This is a genomic window from Robbsia andropogonis (assembly GCF_000970345.1).
GTDB classification, from domain to species: Bacteria; Pseudomonadota; Gammaproteobacteria; order Burkholderiales; family Burkholderiaceae; genus Robbsia; species Robbsia andropogonis.
Genome location: NZ_LAQU01000001.1, coordinates 142,203 through 164,183, shown reverse-complemented (window position 1 = coordinate 164,183; position 21,981 = coordinate 142,203). Strand labels below are relative to the sequence as shown.

Sequence of the window (21,981 nt, the reverse complement as noted above, 5' to 3'; positions counted from 1 at the left end):
GCCCGGGGTCGATGACGATGGCACGTTCACTTATCACCGTACCGCGGTGCGCGTGACACACTGCACATCGGCACATCGGCACATCGGCACATCGGCACATCGGCACATCGGCACATCGGCACGCGCCTAGTCGTCCAGCGATTCATGCTGGTTGCTGGCGCCGTTGCGCCAATAGCTTGCCGCCCGCACATGTTGTTTGTCGAAGCCGCGCGCGTCGATCAGATGATGACGCACGGCGCGGGCCGCACCGGACTCGGCCGCGACCCAGCCATGCCCGACCCCCTTTGGCAGCGGCGTGTCGCGAACAGTCCGCAACAATACATCGCTTGTACCGGGCGGGGCATTGCCGCGCAGCGCCGGCACGACACGCACGTTCGGCCGCGCGGGCCACTGCGGTATGTCCTCGAGCGTGCTCGCTTCTACAAAGACGAAAGCCTGGCAATGTCCCGGCAATTCGTCGATACGACGGCCGATGGCGGGGAACGCCGTTTCGTCGCCTGCCAGCAGGTACCAGTCAAACGTGTCCGGTACGACGAAGGAGCCGCGCGGTCCCGCGATACCGAGCAGGTCGCCCGGCTTCGCCTGTGCCGCCCACCGTGCAGCCCGACCCTCGTCGGAAACGTGTGCCGTGTCCGCATGGTCGTCCGTGTCATGTCCGTGATGCAGAACGAATTCGATATCGAGCTCGTTGGTCGCCGGATCGTAGCGGCGCGGCGTGTAATCCCGGGCGATTGGACGTTGCGTGGGATCGTCGCTCCGCCGTTTCAGATCGCTCAGATCGGGCATGCGGGGCGTGTCCTCGCCTTCGCGCGGAAAAAAAGCCTTCACGTGATCGTCGAACGATGCACTGACGAAGCCTGGCAGGTCATCCCCCGTGAGCGTGATGCGTACGAGATGCCGCGTCACATGTGTCACGCGTTTTACCTGCAGCAGGCGGCGCGACAATGTGTGCCTTACCCGTTGCGGGAGGAAACGGTCCGCGGGGACATGGGGCGCCTCGGCAGCAGGGTCGGCAGGGTGATCGGCGACAGGCTCGGCGGGCCGCGCGGTCGACGTGTCGAGGGCTGCCGTCGTGACGGTCGTTGATTCGCCGATGGCCGATGCGGTTCGGCTATGCAACGGCGAGCTACCCGGGTCGACGATGAATAATGCAGCGCGTTCGATTTCCGCCGCGACGCGATCGGCCTCGGCATCGTCCCAGCGTGCGCCGGGCGCGAGTAGCGCCTGTTTCAGTGTTTCCATCGCTTGGCGCACCCGGGGCGGCAGGGATTCGCGGGCCCGCATCCGCGCCACCATGTCCAGGCGTGCGAACGCGCCGCGGATCAGGCCGTCGTTCGCCGTGGCGTGGATCCGCCCCGACTCGGTGGCCAGGAAACGCCGCTTGCCGGTCTCGTCGGCGCCGAGTCCCGCGATCCACAATTGTTCTTCCAGCATTGTCAGCGTGGGATAGACCACCCCTGCGCTGGGTGCGTAACCGCCCCGCGTGCGTTCTTCGATGATCCGAATGATTTCATAGCCGTGACGCGGCGTATCCACCAGCAGCGCGAGCATCACCAGCGGCAGCTCGCCACGTCCGAGTACACGACCACCTTCGCCATGCCGCCCGATTCGACCGCCGCGTCCCTCGGCGTCCTTGTCCTTGCGCCACGCATCATCGTCGCGGGGGCCATGCCGCCCGCCGTGTCCATGGTGACCGTGATGTCCGCCGCCATGCGGCATGTCCGCCGGTGAAAAGGTCGCGCGCTCGATACCGTCCGCGCCGTCGAGGCGCGTGGTACGGCCTCGACGGCCGCGACCCCCGAGGCCGGCCCCGTGCGGGCGTAAGTCACCCGCGCCGCCGCCAGGAAAATCATCCCGGGCGCGTACCGGCCCCCAGGCGCGAAAAAAGGGGTGAAGGAATGGTTTCATTTCGATATATCTAAAGAGGATATCGAAAAGATATATCGATAACATTGCAATGTCAACGAATGCGTTATCAACGGGATGGTCAGAAGGGACTTTATACGCGCCTAGGGCGCGCAAACACGCTAGACTTACGCCTCGCGCACCCATCAGAGAAACGGAATGTTCCAGCACGTCGACGCCTATGCAGGCGATCCCATCCTGTCGATGATCGAAACCTTCGAGCGCGACACGCGCGCGCGCAAGGTCAATCTGTCGGTGGGGCTGTATTACGATGCGGCTGGCCGTATTCCCGTGCTGGACTGTGTGCGTGAGGCGCAGCATCGCATTGATGCGCAGCCGGTACCGCAGGTCTATTTGCCGATGGAAGGGCTGGCCGGTTATCGGACCGGGGCCCAACGCCTGATTTTCGGTGCCGACCAGCGCGCGCTGCGGGAAGGGCGGATCGCGACAGTGCAGACCGTTGGCGGTTCCGGCGCATTGAAGATCGGCGCCGATTTCCTGCGGCGCTATTTCCCCGAGAGCCATCTATGGGTCAGCGATCCGACGTGGGACAACCATGTCGTGCTGTTCGGCGCGGCGGGCTTCAAGGTCCATACCTATCCGTACTATGACGCAGCAACCGGTGGTCTACGTTTCGATGCGATGTTGGCCACGCTTGCGGCGTTGCCCGAGAAAAGCATCGTGTTGCTGCATCCGTGCTGTCACAACCCAACCGGCGTCGACCCATCGCCGGTGCAGTGGGCGCAGGTCACCGACGTATTAAAGGCGCGCAACGTCATCCCTTTCCTGGATATGGCTTACCAAGGCTTTGGCATGGGTATCGAGGAGGATGCGGGCCCGGTGCGGATGATGGCGGATGCCGGCTTGCCAATCGTCGTCGCGCAGTCTTTCTCGAAGAACCTGTCATTGTATGGCGAGCGGGTAGGCAGTTTGTCGGTCGTGGCCGAAACCCCGGTGGCAGCCGATGCCGTGCTGGGTCAACTGAAGGCAACGGTGCGCGGCAATTACTCCAGCCCGCCGCGACACGGTGGCACGCTGGTGTCGACGATCTTGAATGACGCGGCGTTGTTCGCCGGCTGGATAGCCGAGGTGGCGCCGATGCGTGATCGGATTCGCGCAATGCGTGACAGGCTGCATGCCGAGTTAAAGGCGCGATTACCGGACCGCGACCTCAGTTATTTCGTGACGCAGAACGGCATGTTTAGCTATACCGGCCTGACGGGGGCGGAGGTGGACCGTTTGCGCGATGAATTTGCGATCTACCTGATCCGTTCGGGCCGGATGTGCGTCGCGGGCCTCAGCGAAGACAATGTCGGTTACGTGGGCGAAAGCTTCGCGCAGGTGTTGCGCGATCGGCACGCCTGAGCTGCGGCCGGTGCCATCTGTTGTATAAATCCCGCGCCATGGCGTTGTATCGGTGTTGAACTGACGGTGAATGGATAGAGGCGGTGCATCTTTCGCGGCTCAGGATGCGCCAAAAGAATCCGACAACTTGCAATGTGGCGGTTGACTGACTAGACTAGGGGTAATCCCTAGGTAATATCCCTAAGTCAGAGGATGCCATCATGACCGCCATTGCAAAATTCCTGATTCGTGAAAATAACGTGTTCGCCCGTAGCCTGGCCTACGTAGGCGCGCAATCGCGCTTGGCGCTGCGGCAACATCTCCAACTCTGCCAGGTTGTTGTGGATGCGATGGCGCAGCAAAGCGCCAAGCGTTGATCGACACGGGCCGCGCCGGAAGCGGCACGCGGCGGATGCCGCATCAGCACGGGTCGGGTAACACGTGGCGTTGCGAAAAAAGGGGATGTCGCCTGCCGACAAGCCCCTTTTCTTTTTTTACGGCTGCGAAAAAAAAGCGCGGCCGTCAGGCCGCGCCAAAGGACCGGACACCTCCTCAAACGGAGGTCTCCTTCTCGCCTGCATATTGTAGAAGCTTGCCGCGGCCCATATGCCGTGAGATTCGGAAACGAGCCATTGCCTGAAAGCGAACAGTGCGGCAATGCTATCGTCTTGCATGGCGCGCGGCGGCGCCGTCGCGGGTGACCGTGGCGGTGAGGGCCGGACAGTGCGGTATGGATGCCGATCGACGAGCAGGGCGAAAAAAAGGACGGTTGTCGCAATGAGTTGGCAGAACGGGCTATTGAGTTGGTTTTTGCGTCGCCGCGTGCGCGCGTTGCGACATTCCCCGCTGGACCCGGTGCGCGTGCGGCAAGGCGCTGAAAAGATGATCTGGCCGGCGCGACCTGCCACTGGTTGGGTGATTCGTGAGATGGAAGACCTGACGGTCAAGGCGTCCGACGCGGCGTCAACGCCATCTCGGGTATCGTCGTCGACCCCTGCGGACGGTTTACCGGCCTCGGCTCCGAAGGCCACTGCACCGCCGGCTATCGCGACTGCACCGGTCCTGTCCACGCCAGGCCGCGTGCCTGGTGAATGGATCACGACGGCATCGCCCCGATTGCTGAAGACCACACGTCGCGTGGTGCTGTACCTGCACGGCGGCGGATATTTTTCTGTTCCCCGCGAACCCACCGCGCCATTACCTGTACATTGGCGCGCCGCGGATTGGCGCGGGTGTGTGCGCCAGATTATCGACTGGCCCCGGAGTATCCGGCACCCGCCGCGCTGGATGACGCCTTGCGCGTGTGGCACGCCTTGCGCGATTCGGGAGAGCCGGCTGATCAGATTGTCGTAGCGGGAGATTCCGCAGGCGGGGGGTTGGCCTTGGCGCTGTTGCAGGCGTTGCGTGATGCGGGCGAACCGATGCCGGCGGCAGCGGTATTGTTTTCGCCGTGGACCGACCTGGCATTGACCGGTGCGACGCTCGAATCGCATGCCGGCACCGATGTCCTGATGGATGCCCAGGGCCTGCACGATGCCACGGCGCTCGTGTTAGGTGCCGGGGGCCTGGATGCCCGTGATCCGCGGATTTCCCCGCTATATGGTGATTTCCATGGCTTGCCGCCGCTACTGATCCAGGCGAGTGACGTGGAGATGCTTCTTGATGACGCGCGTCGCGTGGCCGAGCGTGCGCGGGAGGCGGGCGTCAATGTCACGCTCGAGATCACGTGCGGCGTGCCCCATGCCTGGCAGATGTTTGCGCCGGTGCTGCCCGAGGCGCGTCGCGCATTGGTGCGCGCCGCGCAGTTCATCCGAGGTCATACACATCCGAATAGGCAAGCCTGACGGCCTCTTCACCGTATTGCCGCTCCAACGCCCGCACGGTGAAGTGTGCATGCGCCATGTCCTGGAAATGTGCGATAAAGATCGTGTTGATGGCCGCGCCGAACACGGCGCCGACCACCGGGACTGCTTTGGCGGCGGCTTGTTCGCTGACCTGCGCCGAAAACCGCGCGGCGACCGAGTGCAACAGCTTGGTAACCAGCGCCGAGCTGTGACCACCGGCGCCGCGGGCCGCCAGTTCCGCGGTGGCGGCCGCCACCTGCTGCGCCATCGCGCCACGCACCATGAAATAGCCATACGACGCATCGTCGTCGGCTGCCGTCGGGCCGCCCATGGCCAGCACCGTCAGGCATTGCAACTGTACTTCCGCGCGACGGATGTCCTCGCCGTGCCGGGCGGCGATGTCCCCGATCGAGCGGAACATCAGGGTCGTGGTAACCGGCAACTCGATTGGCAGCGAGATCATGCCGAACGCGCCGCCCGCCGCCCCGGTGGCGGCCACCGCGAGTTGATGCAGCCGACGACTGCGCTTGCCGTCCCGTCCATTCCCGTCCGTCACCACTTCGGTCGGCACGACAGGCGTCACCGTATTGGTTTCATCGATGGTGAAGGCCAGTTCTTCAGTGCGCGGCGCACGAATCGTACGGATCGCGAGTGACAGGCAAGTTTGCAACGCACGGCTGGTTGCGTCGTTGACGACGCGACCGGCGAACCTTGGCAAGCGGCCAAGCAATTTTTCTATGGGTGCTCCCATCGCCGAGGCAAGTTTGACCGCCAAGCCAGGATTTTCTAGCGTCTGGCGCGCGGCGCGCAGTTGTGCCAGATCGGCGGGTGCGAGCGCTGTGGGAAGAGGCGAATCCGATACCGAATCAATCATGACGTGTCCGTACCATGGGCATGTTTGCGAGCGCAACGTGCGTGCGACTCTCTCGATCATACTGCGTGTTCATCACCACGGCCTGTCGTCCTTACGGTTAGACCGGACATCACGATCCCTGGCTTCCGCCGTCTCGTTGACGCCTTCGGGGCGTCACCCGTTTTCGCTGGCGTCGATCGCAAATACCGCCATCATGCGGGTGGCGTTCTTTCAAGGGGGCTTCGGTTCGCCGCCCGGAAATGCGGGTGCGCTTGTCACGCCATTGGTTGTCTGTATTACAGTAGGCAGCATCACGAACAGCCGGATCGTTACCCGACTAGAGCTGCCCGACCGCGTCGGATGGCACGGGAACGTAGTCAGTTGGCGATGAATGATGTCAAGTGCATGGCAATGTATATGTTTCCTGCGTCATTGATGAGATATCGGCATCTGGTAGTTAGCTAGCGATGTCGAGGAGACCGGCGCAATAGTCCACTCTGCAAATTTTGGTGGATCAAAAAGATGAGACTTGGCTGGTCGCGCAACGGTTGCGGGCTGGGCATAATGGTCCGGTAATCGAACCTGTCTTTACCGCGTCGAAAAGCGTTGAGCATGTCCGATGCGTGTGTGGTGGTGACCGGATAACAGGGCCGTGGCGGACGTGTCGGGTCATCTCTTTTTAATCGTTTTCTTGAAGGATAAGAAGGTCGGCTTCCGGCATGGCATTGCCAAGGCGTTATCTGATGCCGGCCGCGACACACACGTGATACGACGGTTGCGCATGGTGTTGATATGTCTTTGGCGACATGAGCGTGCTGCTGGTAGCGGCAACCGCTGCCGCAGTCACCGGATGGCGACAGTGCTGTAATGGATGTCGTGGAATGGTCGCGAAATGTCAATCAGACAATTCGGATTACATAATAATTTCCAGGATGACGAATTAAAAAGAAGGTGCGCCCGCTTTATGCGAAGCGCCACCGGAGGCGGCTTTGTGCGGTGAGGATAAGGGTTGGTAGGGTCAAGGCGGGCCGATGGGTTTGGTGGCGCGCCGGCTGGTCCGGAAATCGGGATAGGAGACAGGAAACGTGAGTGGAAACTTTATCGGCGACGTAATCGATGCGCCAGGGCGCAGTATTTTCGATGGAATGAACCGTATGCAGCAGCGTGAGGATGAAACCGCATGGACGCCGGCACCTGTGGCGGCAATTGCCCGAAAGTCGCTGACATCGGAGCAAATCGATGCGTTGAACGCTGCCTTCGACACCATTTCCGGCATTGTCACTGACCAGTCTGGTGATGCGGCCGAGGGGCGGCGTCCCGAAACTGTCGCCAACGGTGTGTCTGATAGCGGTGTCAACGAAGGGGAGCGGGCCGGATCGATCGATGCGGTTGCCGTGCGCCGGGAGGCATTGGCCCGTGGGTCGATCGCGCTGCAGGACGTGATCGAGCTGGCGCGGGGCGTGATCCTGGGCACCCGTGCCGCGGATGCCAGGACGGCCGCGGAACCTCCTGTGGAGACCGGTGTTGCACGGGCGCTTTCGTTGGACGAGTTGTGCAACGACCTCGCACAGGCCTGCAATCGTTTGAGCCGCGACTATACCACCGGCTTGTGCGGCCATAACGAGCAGAAGATTTCGGCACCCGAATGGCGTGTGCTGAAGTGCATGTCGGACTGGAAGGACGAGCACCCGCAGAAGCTGTTGGTCAGCACGCTGGGTATCGACGCCGGTGCATTGACGCGCGTCTGTCAGGGCTTGGAAAACGGACGCGGAGCGATCAATCGCGAGCCGGATGCGCGGGACAACCGGTTGAACAACCTATGCCTGACGGATCAAGGCCGCAAGTTGATCGACGATGCCACGCCCCAGATCGCGGCGTTTCATCGTCGTCTTCAGGACGCGGTGGCAAGCGGTCCGGTCCTCGAATTCCTGTTCTTGCTGGTGAATCAGGTTGAGCACCGCTTTGCGCAATGGTCGAGCAGCGACCAACGGGCGCGCGTCAGCGCATCGAAGAATTGACGGAGGACCATGGATGAGGAATCGCGCATTCTGGAAGGGCGATTCCTTGCGCCGCGCAGATGGCGGTCAGCGTGGACTTAAGCTTATTGACGCGCAGTCCGGGCGTTGTCCGGTACCGGCATATTGAAGTTGGTCCGGAAAGGATTGATATCCAGGCCGCCCCGACGCGTGTAGCGCGCATATACCGCCAGTTTGACCGGGCGGCATTGTCGTAGCAGATCGAGGAATATCTGTTCGACACATTGCTCATGAAAGCCGGTGTGCTCCCGGAATGACACGATATACCGCAGCAGTCCGGCCTGGTCGATCTGTGGCCCCGCATAGTGGATTTGCACGCTGCCCCAGTCCGGCTGCCCGGTCACCGGGCAATTAGAACGTAGCAGATTCGACACCAGCGTTTCCTCGACGGGTGCTTCATCGAAGCGCGCTTGAAGAAACGACGGGTCGGGCGTGTAGACTTCGCAATCCAGATCCAGGCGGTCCACATCGGTACCTGACAACTCGTCGAGAGTGAGTCGACCGAACGCATGGGGCGGCGTTAATTGCACACTGACGCTTGCACCGCAGACGGCGCCGATGTCGTGCCGCAATGTATCACGCAGGATCTCGATCGATTCCTGGCGCGTTTGCGCAAATGATCCCAAATACAGCTTCAGCGATTTCGACTCGACGATGCAAGGCGCGTCGGCTGGAACGATCAGCGTCAGCACGGCGATCTGCGGCTTGCCGCGGCCATTCAGCCAGGACAATTCATACGCGTTCCAGATATCGGCGCCGAAGAACGGCAATGTTGCGCCCGGCGCGATGCCGAGCATGGTACGACCTTGGGCGCGAGGAATCGGGAAAAGCAGGGAAGGATCATATCGATCCGTGTATCCAACGCTTTTGCCGAGAGATGATTGTTCCGGGGTCATGTTTGTAGCCTGCGCCTTAGCGCGAAGCGGCGCCGGGCGTGCGCGGCGTCGGCAGGGGCGGGTCGGCGAGGAATAACCGGTAGGCCGGATTGGCCGTTTCCTCTTTATAGGGATAACCGATGCGTTCGAGGAAAGCGGCAAACGCCGTACTGTCTTCGGTGGGGACCTGCAGGCCCACTAGCGCGCTGCAATAGTCCGCACCCTGGTTGCGATAATGGAACAGGCTGATGTTCCAATTCGGAGACATTGACGACAGGAAACGCATCAGCGCACCGGGCCGCTCCGGGAATTCAAAGCGATAAAGCAGTTCGTCGTGCGCATTCGGCGAATGGCCACCGACCATGTGCCGCACATGCTGCTTGGCCAGTTCATCGTGCGTCAGGTTGATCGTCGAGAAACCCGCGTGTTCGAATGCATCGACCAATTCCCGGCTCTCTTCACGACTGCGCGTCTGCACACCGACGAAAACATGCGCGGAACGCGAGTCGGCGATGCGGTAATTGAATTCAGTGACCGAGCGTTCGCCGACGATCTCGCAGAAGTGCCGGAAACTGCCGCGCTCCTCCGGAATCGTGACGGCGAACACCGCCTCACGCGCCTCACCCACTTCCGCACGTTCCGCGACAAACCGCATCCGGTCGAAGTTCAGGTTTGCACCGGAGTTGATCGCGATCAAGGTGCGATCCGTCAGGCCGTCGCGCTCCACCACGCGCTTCAAACCGGCCAATGCCAGCGCCCCCGCCGGTTCCAGCAGGCTGCGTGTGTCCTGGAAGACATCCTTGATCGCGGCGCACAGGGCGTCGGTATCGACACGAACGATTTCATCCACATGCATCTGACATAAGCGGAATGTTTCTTCGCCCACCAGTTTGACCGCCGTACCGTCCGAGAACAAGCCGACGTCTGTCAGCGCGATACGCTCGCCGGCGGCGAGCGACTGGGCCATCGCGCAAGAATCTTCCGTCTGCACACCAATCACCCGTGTTTCCGGCCGGACGGCCTTGACGTACGTCGCCACGCCCGAGATCAACCCGCCGCCCCCGATCGGTACGAAGATCGCGTCGATCGGGCCCGGATGCTGACGCAGGATTTCCATGCCCACCGTGCCGGCGCCGGCGATGACGTCCGGATCGTCGAACGGATGGACAAACGTCAAGCCGCGCGCTGCCTGCAGCGTGAGCGCATGGCCGTAGGCATCGGAGTAGGACTCGCCATGCAGCACCACCTCGACGAATGCGCCGCCGTGCGCGCGCACCGCGTCCACCTTGACCTGCGGCGTGGTGGTCGGCATCACGATCACGGCTGTGCAGCCCATGCGTGCCGCCGCCAGCGCGACGCCTTGCGCATGGTTACCGGCGGAGGCGGCGAGGACGCCACGTCCCCGTTGCGCGTCGTCCAACCGCGCCATCTTGTTATACGCGCCGCGCAGCTTGAACGAAAAGACCGGTTGATTGTCCTCGCGCTTGAACCAAATGCGATTGCGAATGCGCGCGGAAATATTGGGCGCGAAGTCCAGTTCGCTTTCGCGCGCTACGTCGTAGACACGCGCATTTAAGACTTTTCGCAGATAGTCGGGGGCTGACATGATGCCACGGGCGGAGAGGAAAGGGCCTATGATATCGCGATTCGTTACCCGTTCCGGCTGATAAATGACGACAAAATGGCTGTCTTGGCGCTTTTTGGGCAGCATTGCCATTATTCGCGCCATGGCGGGTCTGACGCTGTTCGCGGCGGTGGCGGCCAGGGGGGACAACATCACGTCGTCGCCGACGGGTGATCGACACGCACCGGCAGTGCGGGCCGACGTCGGCACGCAGCCTGTTGGCGCAACGCCTGCGAGCGACGCCCCGGCGTCAAACGGACCGCGGCGCCAAGCCCTTGCCCGCATTGTCGCACGCTGCGTCGCGGCGGCGGATCATCAGCCATGCCTTGTATATGACCCGGCGGGCGACGATGTCCTGATCAAGGATATCCGCGGCCGCGCGCAATTTCTGCTGATGCCGATTTCGACGATTTCCGGCATCGAGTCGCCGGCCGTATTGCGTCCGGACGCGCCGCCGTATTTTTACGAGGCGTGGAGCCGGCGTCGTTATGTGATCGCCGCGCTGGGCAAACCGGTCGACGACAGCGAGATCGGGCTGGCGATCAATCCCGCCAACGCGCGGTCGCAGGATCACCTGCATATCCACATCGATTGCGTGCGCGCCGATGTGCGCGACGCGCTCGCCGCCGCGCGCATCACTGCCACGTGGTCCGACCTCGCATTGGGTGGCAGTCGATGGAAGGTGCGGCGTCTCTCGGTCGACGCGTTACGTACGGGCAATCTGTTCGCGATGGTGGCGCGGGATATGCCAGACGCCGCCAATGACATGGGGCGCAAGACGATCTTCGTCAGCGGCGCGCCCTCCGCGACGCACGGCGCGGCGGATGCAACCGAGGTCTACGTCGCCGTACGCCATGTCGCGATGCCGCTGATCGGGGGAGCCTCCGCGGAGGACTTGCAGGATCATGCCTGCGGTGTGGCGTCGCGGCTGAGCATCGGGCCGGGGGCGCGTTCGTCGTGACCGGTGCCCATCGACGGCCTGCCGTCAGCCCAGGTCTTCCGGGTGGTCGATATCGCGTAGCACACCCGCATCGCCCGTTTCCACGGTGATGAAGCCGGACGCCTTGAACCAGCCACCGGCGCCGCGATCACCGTCCAACGCCAGCAGCGCGGCCAGATGACCTGCGCCAATGCCGGCCGGATGGCCACGTTGCCCTTCGTATACCGGGGCGACGAGGGCGAGCGGATCGCCTGCGGCCAGCAGTGCGCCGGCTACTTCCTGCGTGGTCGCGGGAGCGATCATCGGCATATCGGCCAACGCGATGACCCAGCCGGGCGGTGGCGTGCCGCCGGCAACGGCTTTTGCGTCGGCGCCCGTTGGCGCGGCGGGGGCTGTCGCAGGGGGCGCCGATGCCACCGCCGGTGCCGCTGCAAGGCTTGCCTGCACGGCGTCGGCAAGGCTGGCTCCCATGCCGAGTCGGGCGCGTGGGCTGGCAATCACCTCGCAGCCGGCCTTGGTCAGCCAGTCGCGCAGGGTGCGTTGGTGCGCCGCCTGTGCCGGCGTCAGGTCTGGATCACCGTCGATGACGGCGATCACGCGCGGCAATGCGTTACGCAGGCGGCGCGCGGCGACGAAGGCGACCGGAAGACCGGCCTCGGCGCCCGTCGGCAGCGTTGTCAGCAACTTGTTGTGGGCCCCGGAGGGGTCGAAACGGCTGCCGCGGCCGGCCGCGAGCAAGATGCCCACCGGCTGGGAGGGGACAGGGGGTGAGGGCGCGTGGACTGGTTTCATCGGCGTATTGTCACGGTTTTTTCGGGCAGTGGCTACGGGCGCGCCGGGATCAGGCGCCACGCGGCGGACGGCCTGGCATTCGCGCGGCAAGGCAACAGTCCGGCGATGTCCCCGCTTCCGGGCCGGTGCGCGTTGCCCGCGCGCAACGAGGCGTTGCAGTACAATGCGCTACTTTCGAGGCAGTGATATCGCCGAATACCGCGCCTCGCGGCGGCTGTAAAAGCCGGTCCGGCGGCATGCCGGACACGACCTCAGTTGACAATGAACGCTCCCCAGATATTCGATCAGAACGGCGTGCCTGTTGCCGTTGGCAGTGGCGTCGACGCGCATGGCGAATTGCGCTTGCGCGAAATTCCCTACAACTACACGTCGTTCTCGGATCGCGAAATCGTGATCCGGCTGTTGGGCGACGAGGCTTGGCAAGCGCTGTCCGCGTTACGCGAAGAACGCCGCACCGGCCGTTCCGCACGCATGCTGTACGAAGTGCTGGGCGACATCTGGGTGGTGCGGCGCAATCCCTACCTTCAGGACGACTTGCTCGACAACCCCCGTCGTCGCCAGCTGCTGATCGACGCATTGGAGCATCGGCTGGCCGAGATCGACAAGCGCCGCCGCGCGGATCTGCGTGACCATGGCGACGAGCAAGGCCGTGAACGCGCGGCGCGTGTCGAGCAACTGATCGCGGCCGCGCGTCGTGCCGTGAGCGCCTTTGCCGACGAGTTCGGCAAGATGGCCGACCTGCGCAAGCAAGCCGCGCGTCTGCTGGGCAAGCACACGCAGAAGGACAATATCAAGTTCGACGGCCTGTCACGCGTATCCCATGTGACCGATGCGACGGACTGGCGTGTCGAATATCCGTTTGTCGTGCTGACGCCGGACACCGAGGAGGAAATCGCCGCCTTGATTCGCGACTGTTTCGCGCTCGGCTTGACGGTGATCCCGCGTGGCGGCGGTACGGGCTATACCGGCGGTGCACTGCCGTTGACGCCGTTTGCCGCGGTGATCAATACCGAGAAGCTGGAGCAACTGGGAGAGGTGGAGAGCACGATGTTGCCGGGGCTCGGCGCACCGGTCGCCACCATCTTCTCCGGCGCCGGCGTGGTCACGCGCCGGGTCACCGAGGCGGCCGAGAAGGCCGGCTTCGTGTTCGCCGTCGACCCCACATCGCTCGATGCATCCTGCGTGGGCGGTAACGTGGCGATGAACGCCGGCGGCAAGAAGGCCGTGTTGTGGGGCACCGCGCTTGATAACCTCGCCTGGTGGCGGATGATCGATCCTAATGGCGACTGGCTGGAAGTCACGCGCCTCGAGCACAACATGGGCAAGATCCATGACATTGCCGTGGCGAAGTTCGAATTGCATTGGTTCGATGGCCGCCATGCGCCCGGCGAGAAGCTGCTGCGCAAGGAGACGCTCGATATCGAAGGGCGCCGTTTCCGCAAGGAAGGACTGGGCAAGGACGTTACCGACAAATTTCTGGCGGGCTTGCCCGGCATTCAGAAAGAAGGCTGCGACGGCCTGATCACCAGTGCGCGCTGGGTGCTGCACAAGATGCCGGCGCATACCCGGACTGTTTGCCTGGAATTCTTCGGCCAGCCGCGCGACGCGATCCCGTCGATCGTCGAGATCAAGGACTACCTGTTCCAGACCGCGAAAGAAGGCGGCGCCATCCTGGCCGGTCTTGAGCATCTGGATGAGCGTTATCTGCGCGCCGTTGGCTATGCGACGAAGTCCAAGCGCAATGCGTTTCCAAAGATGGTGTTGATCGGCGATATCGTAGGTGACGATCCTGACAAGGTCGCCCATGCCACCTCCGAGGTGGTCCGCATGGCCAACGGCAAGAGCGGCGAGGGTTTCGTGGCGGTCAGCGCCGAGGCGCGCAAGCGATTCTGGCTCGACCGTTCCCGCACCGCCGCGATTGCGAAGCATACGAACGCCTTCAAGATCAACGAAGACGTCGTGATCCCGCTGAACCGGATGGGCGAATACACCGACGGTATCGAGCGAATCAACATCGAACTGTCGCTGAAGAACAAGCTGCAACTGGTTGAGGCGCTCGACGCGTTCTTTGCGCGCGGTGACTTGCCGCTTGGCAAGAGCGACGACGCCAACGAGATCCCCAGCGCCGAACTGCTGGAAGACCGCGTGACGCATGCGCTGGACCTGCTCGCGCAGGTCCGCGCGCGGTGGACCTATATTCAGTCGCATCTGGACCAACCGTTGTCCGAGGCGGCGCCGGCACTGCGCAGCCTCGGTCTGGCGCACCTGGACGACGCGTTCACGAACCGTCTCGCCACGCAGCCCGACGCCACGTTATTCGACGTCGCGCAGGATCGCACGGTGCGGATCTCCTGGAAGCAGGAAGTTCGCGCCGAGCTGCGCAAGATTTTCAACGGCGGTGAGTTCAAACCGATCCTCGATGAAGCGCAGGCGATCCACAAGCGCGTGTTGCGGGGCCGGGTATTCGTCGCGCTGCACATGCATGCGGGCGATGGCAATGTCCACACGAACATTCCGGTGAACTCGGACAACTACCCGATGCTGCAGGACGCCCACGCGGCTGTGGCGCGGATCATGACGCTGGCGCGTTCGCTCGACGGCGTGATTTCCGGCGAGCATGGCATTGGCGTGACGAAGCTCGAGTTCCTGACCGAAGCGGAAATCGCGGAATTCCGCGCGTACAAGCGTCGCGTGGATCCCGAGGGACGCTTCAACAAGGGCAAGTTGATGGAGGGGGCGGATCTGCGTAACGCCTATACGCCCAGCTTCGGCCTGATGGGGTACGAGTCTTTGATCATGCAGCAGTCCGACATCGGCGCGATTGCCGACAGCGTCAAGGATTGCCTGCGCTGCGGCAAGTGCAAGCCGGTGTGCGCGACGCACGTGCCGCGCGCGAACCTGCTGTATAGCCCGCGCAACAAGATCCTCGCCACGTCGTTGCTGGTGGAGGCATTCCTGTACGAGGAGCAGACGCGACGCGGCGTCTCGATCAAGCATTGGGACGAGTTCAATGATGTAGCCGACCACTGCACGGTCTGTCACAAGTGCGTGACGCCGTGTCCGGTCAAGATCGACTTCGGCGATGTCACGATGAATATGCGCAACTTGTTGCGCAAGATGGGCAAGAAGAAGTTCAACCCGGGCTCCAGCGCGGCGATGTTCTTCTTGAACGCGACGAATCCGAACACGATCAACGCCACGCGCCAGGTCATGATGAACTGGGGCTACAAAGCGCAACGCGCCGGCAATGACCTGTTCAAGCGACTGGCGCGCAAGCAGGCCGCGCATCCGCCGGCTACGGTTGGCAAGCCACCGTTGACCGAGCAGGTCGTGCATTTCGTCAACCGCAAGATGCCGGGCAATCTGCCGAAGAAGACCGCGCGGGCCTTGCTCGACATCGAGGATAACAAGATCGTCCCGATCATCCGCGATCCGAAGGGAACAAGCGCGGATACGGAGGCGGTGTTCTACTTCCCGGGTTGCGGTTCCGAGCGCTTGTTCTCGCAGGTCGGCCTGGCGACGCAGGCGATGCTCTGGCACGCCGGGGTGCAGACGGTGCTGCCGCCGGGCTATCTGTGTTGCGGTTATCCGCAACGCGGCGCGGGACAGTTCGACAAGGCCGAGAAGATGATGACGGACAACCGCGTCATGTTCCATCGCGTGGCGAATACGCTGAATTATCTCGACATCAAGACGGTGGTCGTGTCGTGCGGCACCTGCTATGACCAGTTGGCCACGTACGAATTCGACAAGATTTTCCCCGGGTGCCGGATCATCGACATACATGAATTCCTGTTGGAGAAAGGGATCAGGCTCGACGGCGTGAAGGGCACGCGCTACATGTATCACGACCCCTGTCATACGCCGATCAAGACGATGGACCCGGTAAAGCTGGTCAATCAGCTGATGGGCAGCGAGCGCGACGGTTACAAGATCGAAAAGAACGACCGGTGTTGCGGCGAGTCTGGCACGCTGGCCGTCACGCGCCCGGACGTATCGACACAGGTGCGTTTCCGCAAAGCCGAGGAAATGCGCAAGGGCGAGGCGCGGGTGCGCCAGATCCCGGTGCCGATCGCCGCCGCACCTGTCCAAGGCGACGCATCGGCGGATCCGGCGCTGTCGGTCACGCGGACATCGGCCGAGCCGGCGGCGTTCGACGGCAACGTCAAGATCTTGACCAGTTGCCCTTCGTGTCTGCAGGGCCTGTCGCGCTATGGTGAAGACGTGGACGTCAGCGCCGACTATATCGTCGTCGAGATGGCCCGCGCGGTACTGGGTGAGAATTGGATGGTCGAATACGTCGACAAGGCAAACGCCGGCGGCATCGAGCGGGTGCTGGTATGACGCGCGCAGCGGACTGTCCGTTATGCGAGAGCGATGGCGGAGTGGTGGTTTGGCGCAATGCCGCGCTGCGCGTCGTCCTCCCCGACGAGCCGGACTATCCGGGGTTCTGCCGTGTGATCTGGGAGGACCACGTCGCGGAATTGAGCGACCTCGATGCGCCGTCGCGTGGCCAGTTGTTCGATGCGATCGTTGTCGTCGAGCGTGTCTTGCGGGCGCATCTGGCCTGCGACAAGGTTAATGTGGCGAGCCTCGGTAATATGGTCGCGCACCAGCATTGGCACGTGATTCCGCGATTTCGTGACGATGCGCATTTCCCGCAGTCCGTGTGGTCGGCGCGCCAGAGAGAGGTTGCGCCGGATGTACTGACAGCACGCCGGGCCCGCGCGGCCACCGTGGGCATCGCCTTGCGTGATGCATTGGACAACGCCTTTGCGCCGCGCCCCTGAGCATCGGGAAGGTGTCCGGTACGCCAGGCAGGCACACGTGCTGGATGATGCGGAAACGGAACAGGAGCCTGAGTGATGGCCGGACTTGAAAAAGATACGCCGATTCCCACCGGACTGGTGCTCCATACGGCATCCGGGGTACTGGAGGTGCAGTATCCGGACGCGCGATATCGACTGCCGTTCGAGTTCTTGCGCGTGTATTCACCGTCCGCGGAAGTCCGGGGGCATGGCATGGGCCAGGAAATACTGCAAACCGGCAAACGTGACGTACGCGTCACGCGGATCGACGGTGTTGGGCATTATGCGATCCGTTTGGGTTTTTCCGACGGCCATGACACGGGCATTTACTCGTGGGATTATCTGTACACGCTGGCAACGAGGCAGGACGCACTATGGCAGGATTACCTGACCCGGCTCGAGGCCGCGGGCGCAAGCCGTGACGGCGCGGTGCCCGGCCAACCGGTCGAGGCGTGAGATGACGGACAAAAAAGACGCAAGAGGACGCGAGGCATGACGCGATGAGCAAGACCCATTTCGGATTCAGCACGGTGGACGAGAATGAGAAGGCCCGGAAAGTAGCGGGCGTTTTCCACTCGGTCGCGCAGAAATACGACGTGATGAACGACCTGATGTCCGGTGGGTTGCATCGCGTCTGGAAGGCTTTTACGATCGGCCGTGCGAACGTGCGCCCCGGTCAGAAAGTATTGGACATCGCGGGTGGCACGGGCGACTTGGCCGCCGCGTTCGCGAAGGCGGCCGGCCCGCATGGTGAAGTCTGGCTGACCGATATCAACGGCTCGATGTTGCGTGTCGGCCGTGACCGCCTGCTGGATCGCGGCATCGTCACGCCGACGTTGCTGTGCGACGCCGAGAAACTGCCGTTCCCCGACAATTATTTCGACGTGGTCACCGTGGCGTTCGGCCTGCGCAACATGACGCACAAGGATGCCGCACTGGCCGAGATGCGCCGCGTGATCAAGCCGGGCGGCAAGGTCATGGTGCTGGAATTCTCGAAGGTCTGGGGCCCGCTGACGAAAGCATACGACATGTACTCGTTCAAGCTGTTACCCTGGCTGGGTGAACGAATCGCCGGTGATGCCGAAAGCTATCGTTATCTTGCCGAGTCGATCCGGATGCACCCGGATCAGGAGTCGCTAAAGGACCTGATGCATGGCGCGGGCCTGGAATCGGTCCAGTATTTCAACCTGACCGGCGGGATCGTGGCGCTGCATCAAGGTACGAAATTCTGATTTACTTCGGCACCTTTCGGTTGTATGCTAATTGAAAGGTTGCGCATGATAATGGCGCAACACCGCGCTATCGTCGACTTTGCTTCGTGCGTGCGACGTCAGGCGGTCAATTCAGCATGTCAATCGTGAGGGACGTATGTCTACAGCAGGAATGGAAGCGGTCCGGTCGTTCGGCCGTTCAATAGTACGTTCGCTGCGCCGCGTGAAGGTGCCGGCGGTGAAGGTGGGGGCGCTGTCAATTGTCGCGGTAGTCGCATTTGCCGCGATGACTGAGCATGCCGATGCGCGCCGGATGGGAAGCAGCCGCAGCATGGGTCGTCAGTCGCCGATGGTGTCGCAGCAAGCCCCAACGCGTCCTGCGACACCGGCGCCGTCAGCGGCCGCCAAGCCTAATACGCCTGCACCCGCGGCCGCGCAACCGGCGCGTAATCGCTGGATGGGTCCGCTCGCGGGTCTCGCCGCCGGCCTCGGTATCGCCGCGCTCTTGTCGCACTTTGGCCTGGGCGGTGCCCTTGCCGGCGCGATGGCGAACATGATCGTGATCGCGTTGATCGCCTTCGTTGCCATCTGGCTGATTCGTAAATTCATGTCGCGTCGTCAGCCGGCAGCACCGACGCCGGCCTACGCGGCGGCGGGTACGGGCCCCTCGTCGGGCTTGGGCGGATCAGATCGGGATGCGGGTAGTCGTTTCGATGGTGTTACCTCCGCGCAGACGGCACAGTCCGGTTCGTCTGGCCGTTGGAGCGATGCACCAGGGTCGGCAGCTGGTCTTGCGGGCGGTGCATTCGGCGCGGCCACGCATGCCGCGCAAGCTCAGCCGGCGGCGGATGTGCCCCACCAGCAGTGGGGCGTGCCCGGTGATTTCGACCAAACGACATTCCTGCACAACGCAAAAGTCTACTTCGTGCGGATGCAAGCGGCGTGGGATGCGTCGGATCTTGACGATCTACGTGATTTCACGACACCGGAGATGTTCGCCGAGTTGCGTCTGGATCTTCAGTCGCGTGGTGAGTCAAAGAACCGCACCGATGTGGTTCGCGTTGATGCGGAACTTTTGGGTATGGAAGACACGGCGACCGATTATCTGGCCAGTGTGCGCTTCACCGGCTTGATTCGTGAGAATGAAGGGGCAACGGCGGAAGAGTTTGCCGAGGTATGGAATCTGATCAAGCGTAAGAAGGAGCAGTCTGGCTGGTTGCTGGCGGGGATTCAGCAACTGCATTGATCGAACTGCCCTACAATAGGAGCCCGCTGCACGAATTCCGTGTGGCGGGCTTTTTCCTTTTGTGCTCTTTGTGCTGATGCGCGTCGCTCCTTTTCCTGTTCCGTCTTTTCAAGCGGCGGTCAATCACTTGTTGCGCCGTGAGTCGTGGGCGCGGGCCCAACTCCTTCCGTACGCGGGTCGTCGTGCCCGTCTGCACGTCTCGGCCTTCAGCTTCGACGTGCTTGTCGCGCAGGATGGTCTGTTGGCGCTGCCCGCGACATTGCGTGATGCGGCACCTGTGGCCCGTGCATGGCGTGCCGCCGCGACGTTCGTCCCCACGATGCCGGGAGGCGTTGGCGCCGTCATGACGGCCGCGGCGGCCCAGGCAGGCAGCGCCACCGGTCTCGCGGCTGCCTCGGGCAATAGCGGCGGTGCTGCTGCAGGTGATGTCGCGGATGTCGAGATCACCGTTTTGCCGGATGCCATGCCGGCACTATTGCGGTATGGTCCGTCGGTGTTGATGAAACATGTGCGCATCGAGGGCGATGCCGAGTTCGCGCAGGCGCTTGGGCGATTGGCCGAGCATTTGCGGTGGGAGCCGGAGGAAGACTTGGCCCAATGGATCGGTGACGCAGCGGCGTTCCGGATGATACGAGGGGTGCGGCAGGTCGGCGCACAACTGCGTCAACTGGCCGACGGCGCGCTTGGACAGGTCGCGGAATACTTGCTCGACGAACGGCCGCAACTGGTTCGCACCCGGGTGAACGAGGCCTTCGCCGCCGATGTCGCCGCAACGGCGCAACGCATTCAGGCGCTGGAGGCGCGCATCGCGCGGCTTCAGCAGCAACGCACGGGTGGGGCGGGACGCATGTCACCCTCACCCTCGTCAACCAAGCACACCGGAGCGCCGCGATGATGCGAACTTTCCGGTTATGGAAGATCATTTTCACGTTGATCCGATTTGGTCTGGACGAAGTCGTCCTGTCCGGCTTCCAGCACAACCGGATACGGTTGCTGGTCCGTCTGATGACCATTGGCCGTAAGCTCGATTCCCCGCGTGGCGTCCGATTGCGCCTCGCGCTTGAAAGCCTCGGCCCGATCTTCGTCAAGTTCGGCCAGATGTTGTCGACGCGCCGTGACCTGCTGCCCGCCGACATCGCCAACGAACTGGCAAAGCTACAGGACCAGGTGCCGCCATTCCCGTCCGATGTCGCCGTTACGTTGATCGAAAGGGCATTGGGGCGGCCTGTCGAGGATCTGTTCGATGCGTTCGAGCGGGTGCCTGTTGCCAGTGCATCGGTCGCACAGGTCCATTTCGCGAAGTTGAAGTCCGGCGAACACGTCGGCAAGCCAGTTGCCATCAAGGTGCTGCGTCCCGGCATTTTGCCGGTGCTGGAAAGCGATCTGGCGTTGATGGCCGACGTCGCCACCATGTTCGAACGCTTCTGGGCGGATGGCCGGCGCTTGCGGCCGCGTGAGGTCGTGGCGGAGTTCAACAAGTATTTGCACGATGAATTGGACCTGATGCGGGAGGCGGCGAATGCCAGCCAACTACGCCGCAATTTCGCGGCCACGGACCTGTTGCTCGTGCCGGAAATGTACTGGGATTACTGCACCTCCACCGTGCTGGTGATGGAGCGGATGGTGGGCGTGCCGATCAGTCAGACCGACCGATTGCGGGCCGCCAAGGTCGACATCCCCCGGTTGGCGCGCGAAGGCGTCGAAATCTTTTTCACCCAGGTTTTCCGCGACGGTTTTTTCCATGCCGACATGCATCCCGGCAATATCCAGGTGAGCCTGGATCCGAACACGTTCGGCCGCTATATCGCGCTGGACTTCGGCATCGTCGGCGCGCTGTCGGACTTCGACAAGAATTATCTCGCGCAAAATCTGCTCGCGTTTTTCAAGCGTGACTACCATCGTGTCGCCATGCTGCATCTGGAGTCGGGATGGGTTCCGGCCAAGACGCGCGTGGAAGAACTCGAAGGCGCGATCCGCGCGGTGTGCGAGCCGTACTTCGATAAGGCGTTGAAGGACATCTCCCTGGGTCAGGTGTTGATGCGCCTGTTCCAGACGTCGCGTCGTTTCCAGGTCGAGATCCAGCCGCAACTGGTGTTGCTGCAGAAGACGTTGTTGAACGTGGAAGGCCTGGGTCGCGACCTTGATCCGGAATTGGATCTCTGGCAGACGGCCAAGCCTTACCTCGAGAACTGGATGCTGAACCAGATTGGCTGGCGCGGCTGGTATGACCGGTTGAAGGTGGAGGCGCCCCAGTGGAGCAAGACGTTGCCACAGGTTCCCCGTCTGGTGCATGCATTGCTCAGCGAGCATCAGCGCGCGACGCAAGGCCGGCGCGGAGACGACTTGATGCTGGCGCTGGTCAAGGAGCAGCAGCGTACCAATCGCATGCTGCGTGGGGTCATCCTGTTCGGCGTCGCGGTGGGCATCGGCGTCGTCCTGACCAAGGTTTGGCTCGCAAGCACCTACGGGATACTCTGAACGTCAGTCCCAAGCCACGGTTTTG

Annotated in this window: 18 protein-coding genes and 2 pseudogenes; 13 read left to right on the top strand and 7 right to left on the bottom strand. The window is 62.7% G+C overall.

The features are described 5' to 3' along the window. Positions 1-126: 126 nt before the first annotated feature. Together WM40_RS31015 and WM40_RS31010 are read right to left on the bottom strand one after the other, a co-directional pair. Positions 127-945, bottom strand: coding sequence for a siderophore-interacting protein (locus WM40_RS31015; RefSeq protein WP_046151984.1), 819 nt, complete (start codon positions 943-945; stop codon positions 127-129). A 414-nt stretch (positions 946-1,359) separates the two neighbouring features. Next, positions 1,360-1,551 (bottom strand): annotated as a pseudogene (locus WM40_RS31010) (PadR family transcriptional regulator); the annotation flags it as partial. Positions 1,552-2,064: 513 nt separating this feature from the next. On the opposite strand from WM40_RS31010, the gene WM40_RS00725 reads away from it, so the two are divergent. The 3 genes and pseudogenes from WM40_RS00725 (at position 2,065) to WM40_RS27520 (ending at position 5,093) form a co-directional block, all read left to right on the top strand. Beyond that, entirely contained in the window at positions 2,065-3,270 is a 1,206-nt protein-coding gene (locus tag WM40_RS00725; protein ID WP_046151865.1) for an amino acid aminotransferase, read from the top strand. Positions 3,271-3,470: 200 nt separating this feature from the next. Further along, a complete protein-coding gene (locus WM40_RS29810) occupies positions 3,471-3,626 on the top strand; it encodes a hypothetical protein (RefSeq protein ID WP_157685642.1) in 156 nt (51 codons plus the stop codon). A 400-nt stretch (positions 3,627-4,026) separates the two neighbouring features. Beyond that, positions 4,027-5,093, top strand: a pseudogene (locus tag WM40_RS27520) (alpha/beta hydrolase). On the opposite strand, the gene WM40_RS00710 reads toward WM40_RS27520, so the two are convergent. Then, a complete protein-coding gene (locus tag WM40_RS00710; protein WP_046151863.1) occupies positions 5,056-5,967 on the bottom strand; it encodes an EcsC family protein in 912 nt (303 codons plus the stop codon). The pseudogene WM40_RS27520 and the gene WM40_RS00710 sit on opposite strands and share 38 nt — an antisense overlap. On the opposite strand from WM40_RS00710, the gene WM40_RS00705 reads away from it, so the two are divergent. Together WM40_RS00705 and WM40_RS27515 are read left to right on the top strand one after the other, a co-directional pair. After that, positions 5,966-6,337 (top strand): hypothetical protein, encoded by a 372-nt coding sequence (locus WM40_RS00705; protein WP_046151862.1) that lies wholly within the window; start codon positions 5,966-5,968, stop codon positions 6,335-6,337. The two genes, WM40_RS00710 and WM40_RS00705, sit on opposite strands and share 2 nt — an antisense overlap. Before the next feature lie 694 nt (positions 6,338-7,031). Further along, positions 7,032-7,964, top strand: coding sequence for a MarR family winged helix-turn-helix transcriptional regulator (locus WM40_RS27515; protein WP_052738095.1), 933 nt, complete (start codon positions 7,032-7,034; stop codon positions 7,962-7,964). 83 nt (positions 7,965-8,047) lie between these two features. On the opposite strand, the gene queF is transcribed toward WM40_RS27515, so the two are convergent. Together queF and ilvA are read right to left on the bottom strand one after the other, a co-directional pair. Further along, positions 8,048-8,878 (bottom strand): NADPH-dependent 7-cyano-7-deazaguanine reductase QueF, encoded by an 831-nt coding sequence (gene queF / locus WM40_RS00695; protein ID WP_024902588.1) that lies wholly within the window; start codon positions 8,876-8,878, stop codon positions 8,048-8,050. 16 nt (positions 8,879-8,894) lie between these two features. After that, positions 8,895-10,463: a threonine ammonia-lyase, biosynthetic gene (gene ilvA, locus WM40_RS00690; protein WP_024902589.1), complete on the bottom strand. Its 1,569-nt coding sequence runs from the start codon at positions 10,461-10,463 to the stop codon at positions 8,895-8,897. A gap of 64 nt (positions 10,464-10,527) precedes the next feature. Between ilvA and WM40_RS00685 the strand changes: the two genes are divergently transcribed. Next, a complete protein-coding gene (locus WM40_RS00685; protein WP_082102349.1) occupies positions 10,528-11,442 on the top strand; it encodes a CDP-diacylglycerol diphosphatase in 915 nt (304 codons plus the stop codon). 24 nt (positions 11,443-11,466) lie between these two features. Here the strand turns inward: WM40_RS00685 and WM40_RS00680 are convergent, their stop codons facing one another. Beyond that, on the bottom strand, positions 11,467-12,213 hold the full coding sequence (locus WM40_RS00680; protein ID WP_046151981.1) for a nucleotidyltransferase family protein: 747 nt from the start codon (positions 12,211-12,213) through the stop codon (positions 11,467-11,469). Positions 12,214-12,262: 49 nt separating this feature from the next. Next, complete coding sequence (locus WM40_RS31005; RefSeq protein ID WP_157685640.1) at positions 12,263-12,475, bottom strand: hypothetical protein; 213 nt, start codon at positions 12,473-12,475, stop codon at positions 12,263-12,265. On the opposite strand from WM40_RS31005, the gene WM40_RS00675 reads away from it, so the two are divergent. The 7 genes from WM40_RS00675 (at position 12,475) to ubiB (ending at position 21,956) form a co-directional block, all read left to right on the top strand. Further along, positions 12,475-16,557: a DUF3683 domain-containing protein gene (locus WM40_RS00675; protein ID WP_046151861.1), complete on the top strand. Its 4,083-nt coding sequence runs from the start codon at positions 12,475-12,477 to the stop codon at positions 16,555-16,557. The two genes, WM40_RS31005 and WM40_RS00675, sit on opposite strands and share 1 nt — an antisense overlap. Continuing rightward, positions 16,554-17,003 carry an HIT family protein gene (locus WM40_RS00670; protein ID WP_024902594.1) on the top strand — a complete coding sequence of 150 codons (450 nt, stop codon included), beginning with the start codon at positions 16,554-16,556 and terminating at the stop codon, positions 17,001-17,003. Before WM40_RS00675 ends, WM40_RS00670 begins: the two co-directional genes overlap by 4 nt. A 75-nt stretch (positions 17,004-17,078) precedes the next feature. Further along, complete coding sequence (locus WM40_RS00665; RefSeq protein WP_024902595.1) at positions 17,079-17,477, top strand: gamma-butyrobetaine hydroxylase family protein; 399 nt, start codon at positions 17,079-17,081, stop codon at positions 17,475-17,477. 44 nt (positions 17,478-17,521) lie between these two features. Further along, positions 17,522-18,253: a bifunctional demethylmenaquinone methyltransferase/2-methoxy-6-polyprenyl-1,4-benzoquinol methylase UbiE gene (ubiE, locus tag WM40_RS00660; protein ID WP_024902596.1), complete on the top strand. Its 732-nt coding sequence runs from the start codon at positions 17,522-17,524 to the stop codon at positions 18,251-18,253. Positions 18,254-18,389: 136 nt separating this feature from the next. Then, positions 18,390-19,478, top strand: a complete 1,089-nt coding sequence (locus WM40_RS00655; RefSeq protein WP_082102348.1) for a Tim44 domain-containing protein — start codon at positions 18,390-18,392, stop codon at positions 19,476-19,478. Positions 19,479-19,554: 76 nt separating this feature from the next. Further along, a complete protein-coding gene (locus WM40_RS00650; RefSeq protein WP_024902598.1) occupies positions 19,555-20,373 on the top strand; it encodes a ubiquinone biosynthesis accessory factor UbiJ in 819 nt (272 codons plus the stop codon). Next, positions 20,373-21,956: a ubiquinone biosynthesis regulatory protein kinase UbiB gene (ubiB, locus tag WM40_RS00645; protein ID WP_024902599.1), complete on the top strand. Its 1,584-nt coding sequence runs from the start codon at positions 20,373-20,375 to the stop codon at positions 21,954-21,956. The genes WM40_RS00650 and ubiB overlap by 1 nt, the downstream gene beginning before the upstream one ends. Positions 21,957-21,981 lie beyond the last annotated feature (25 nt).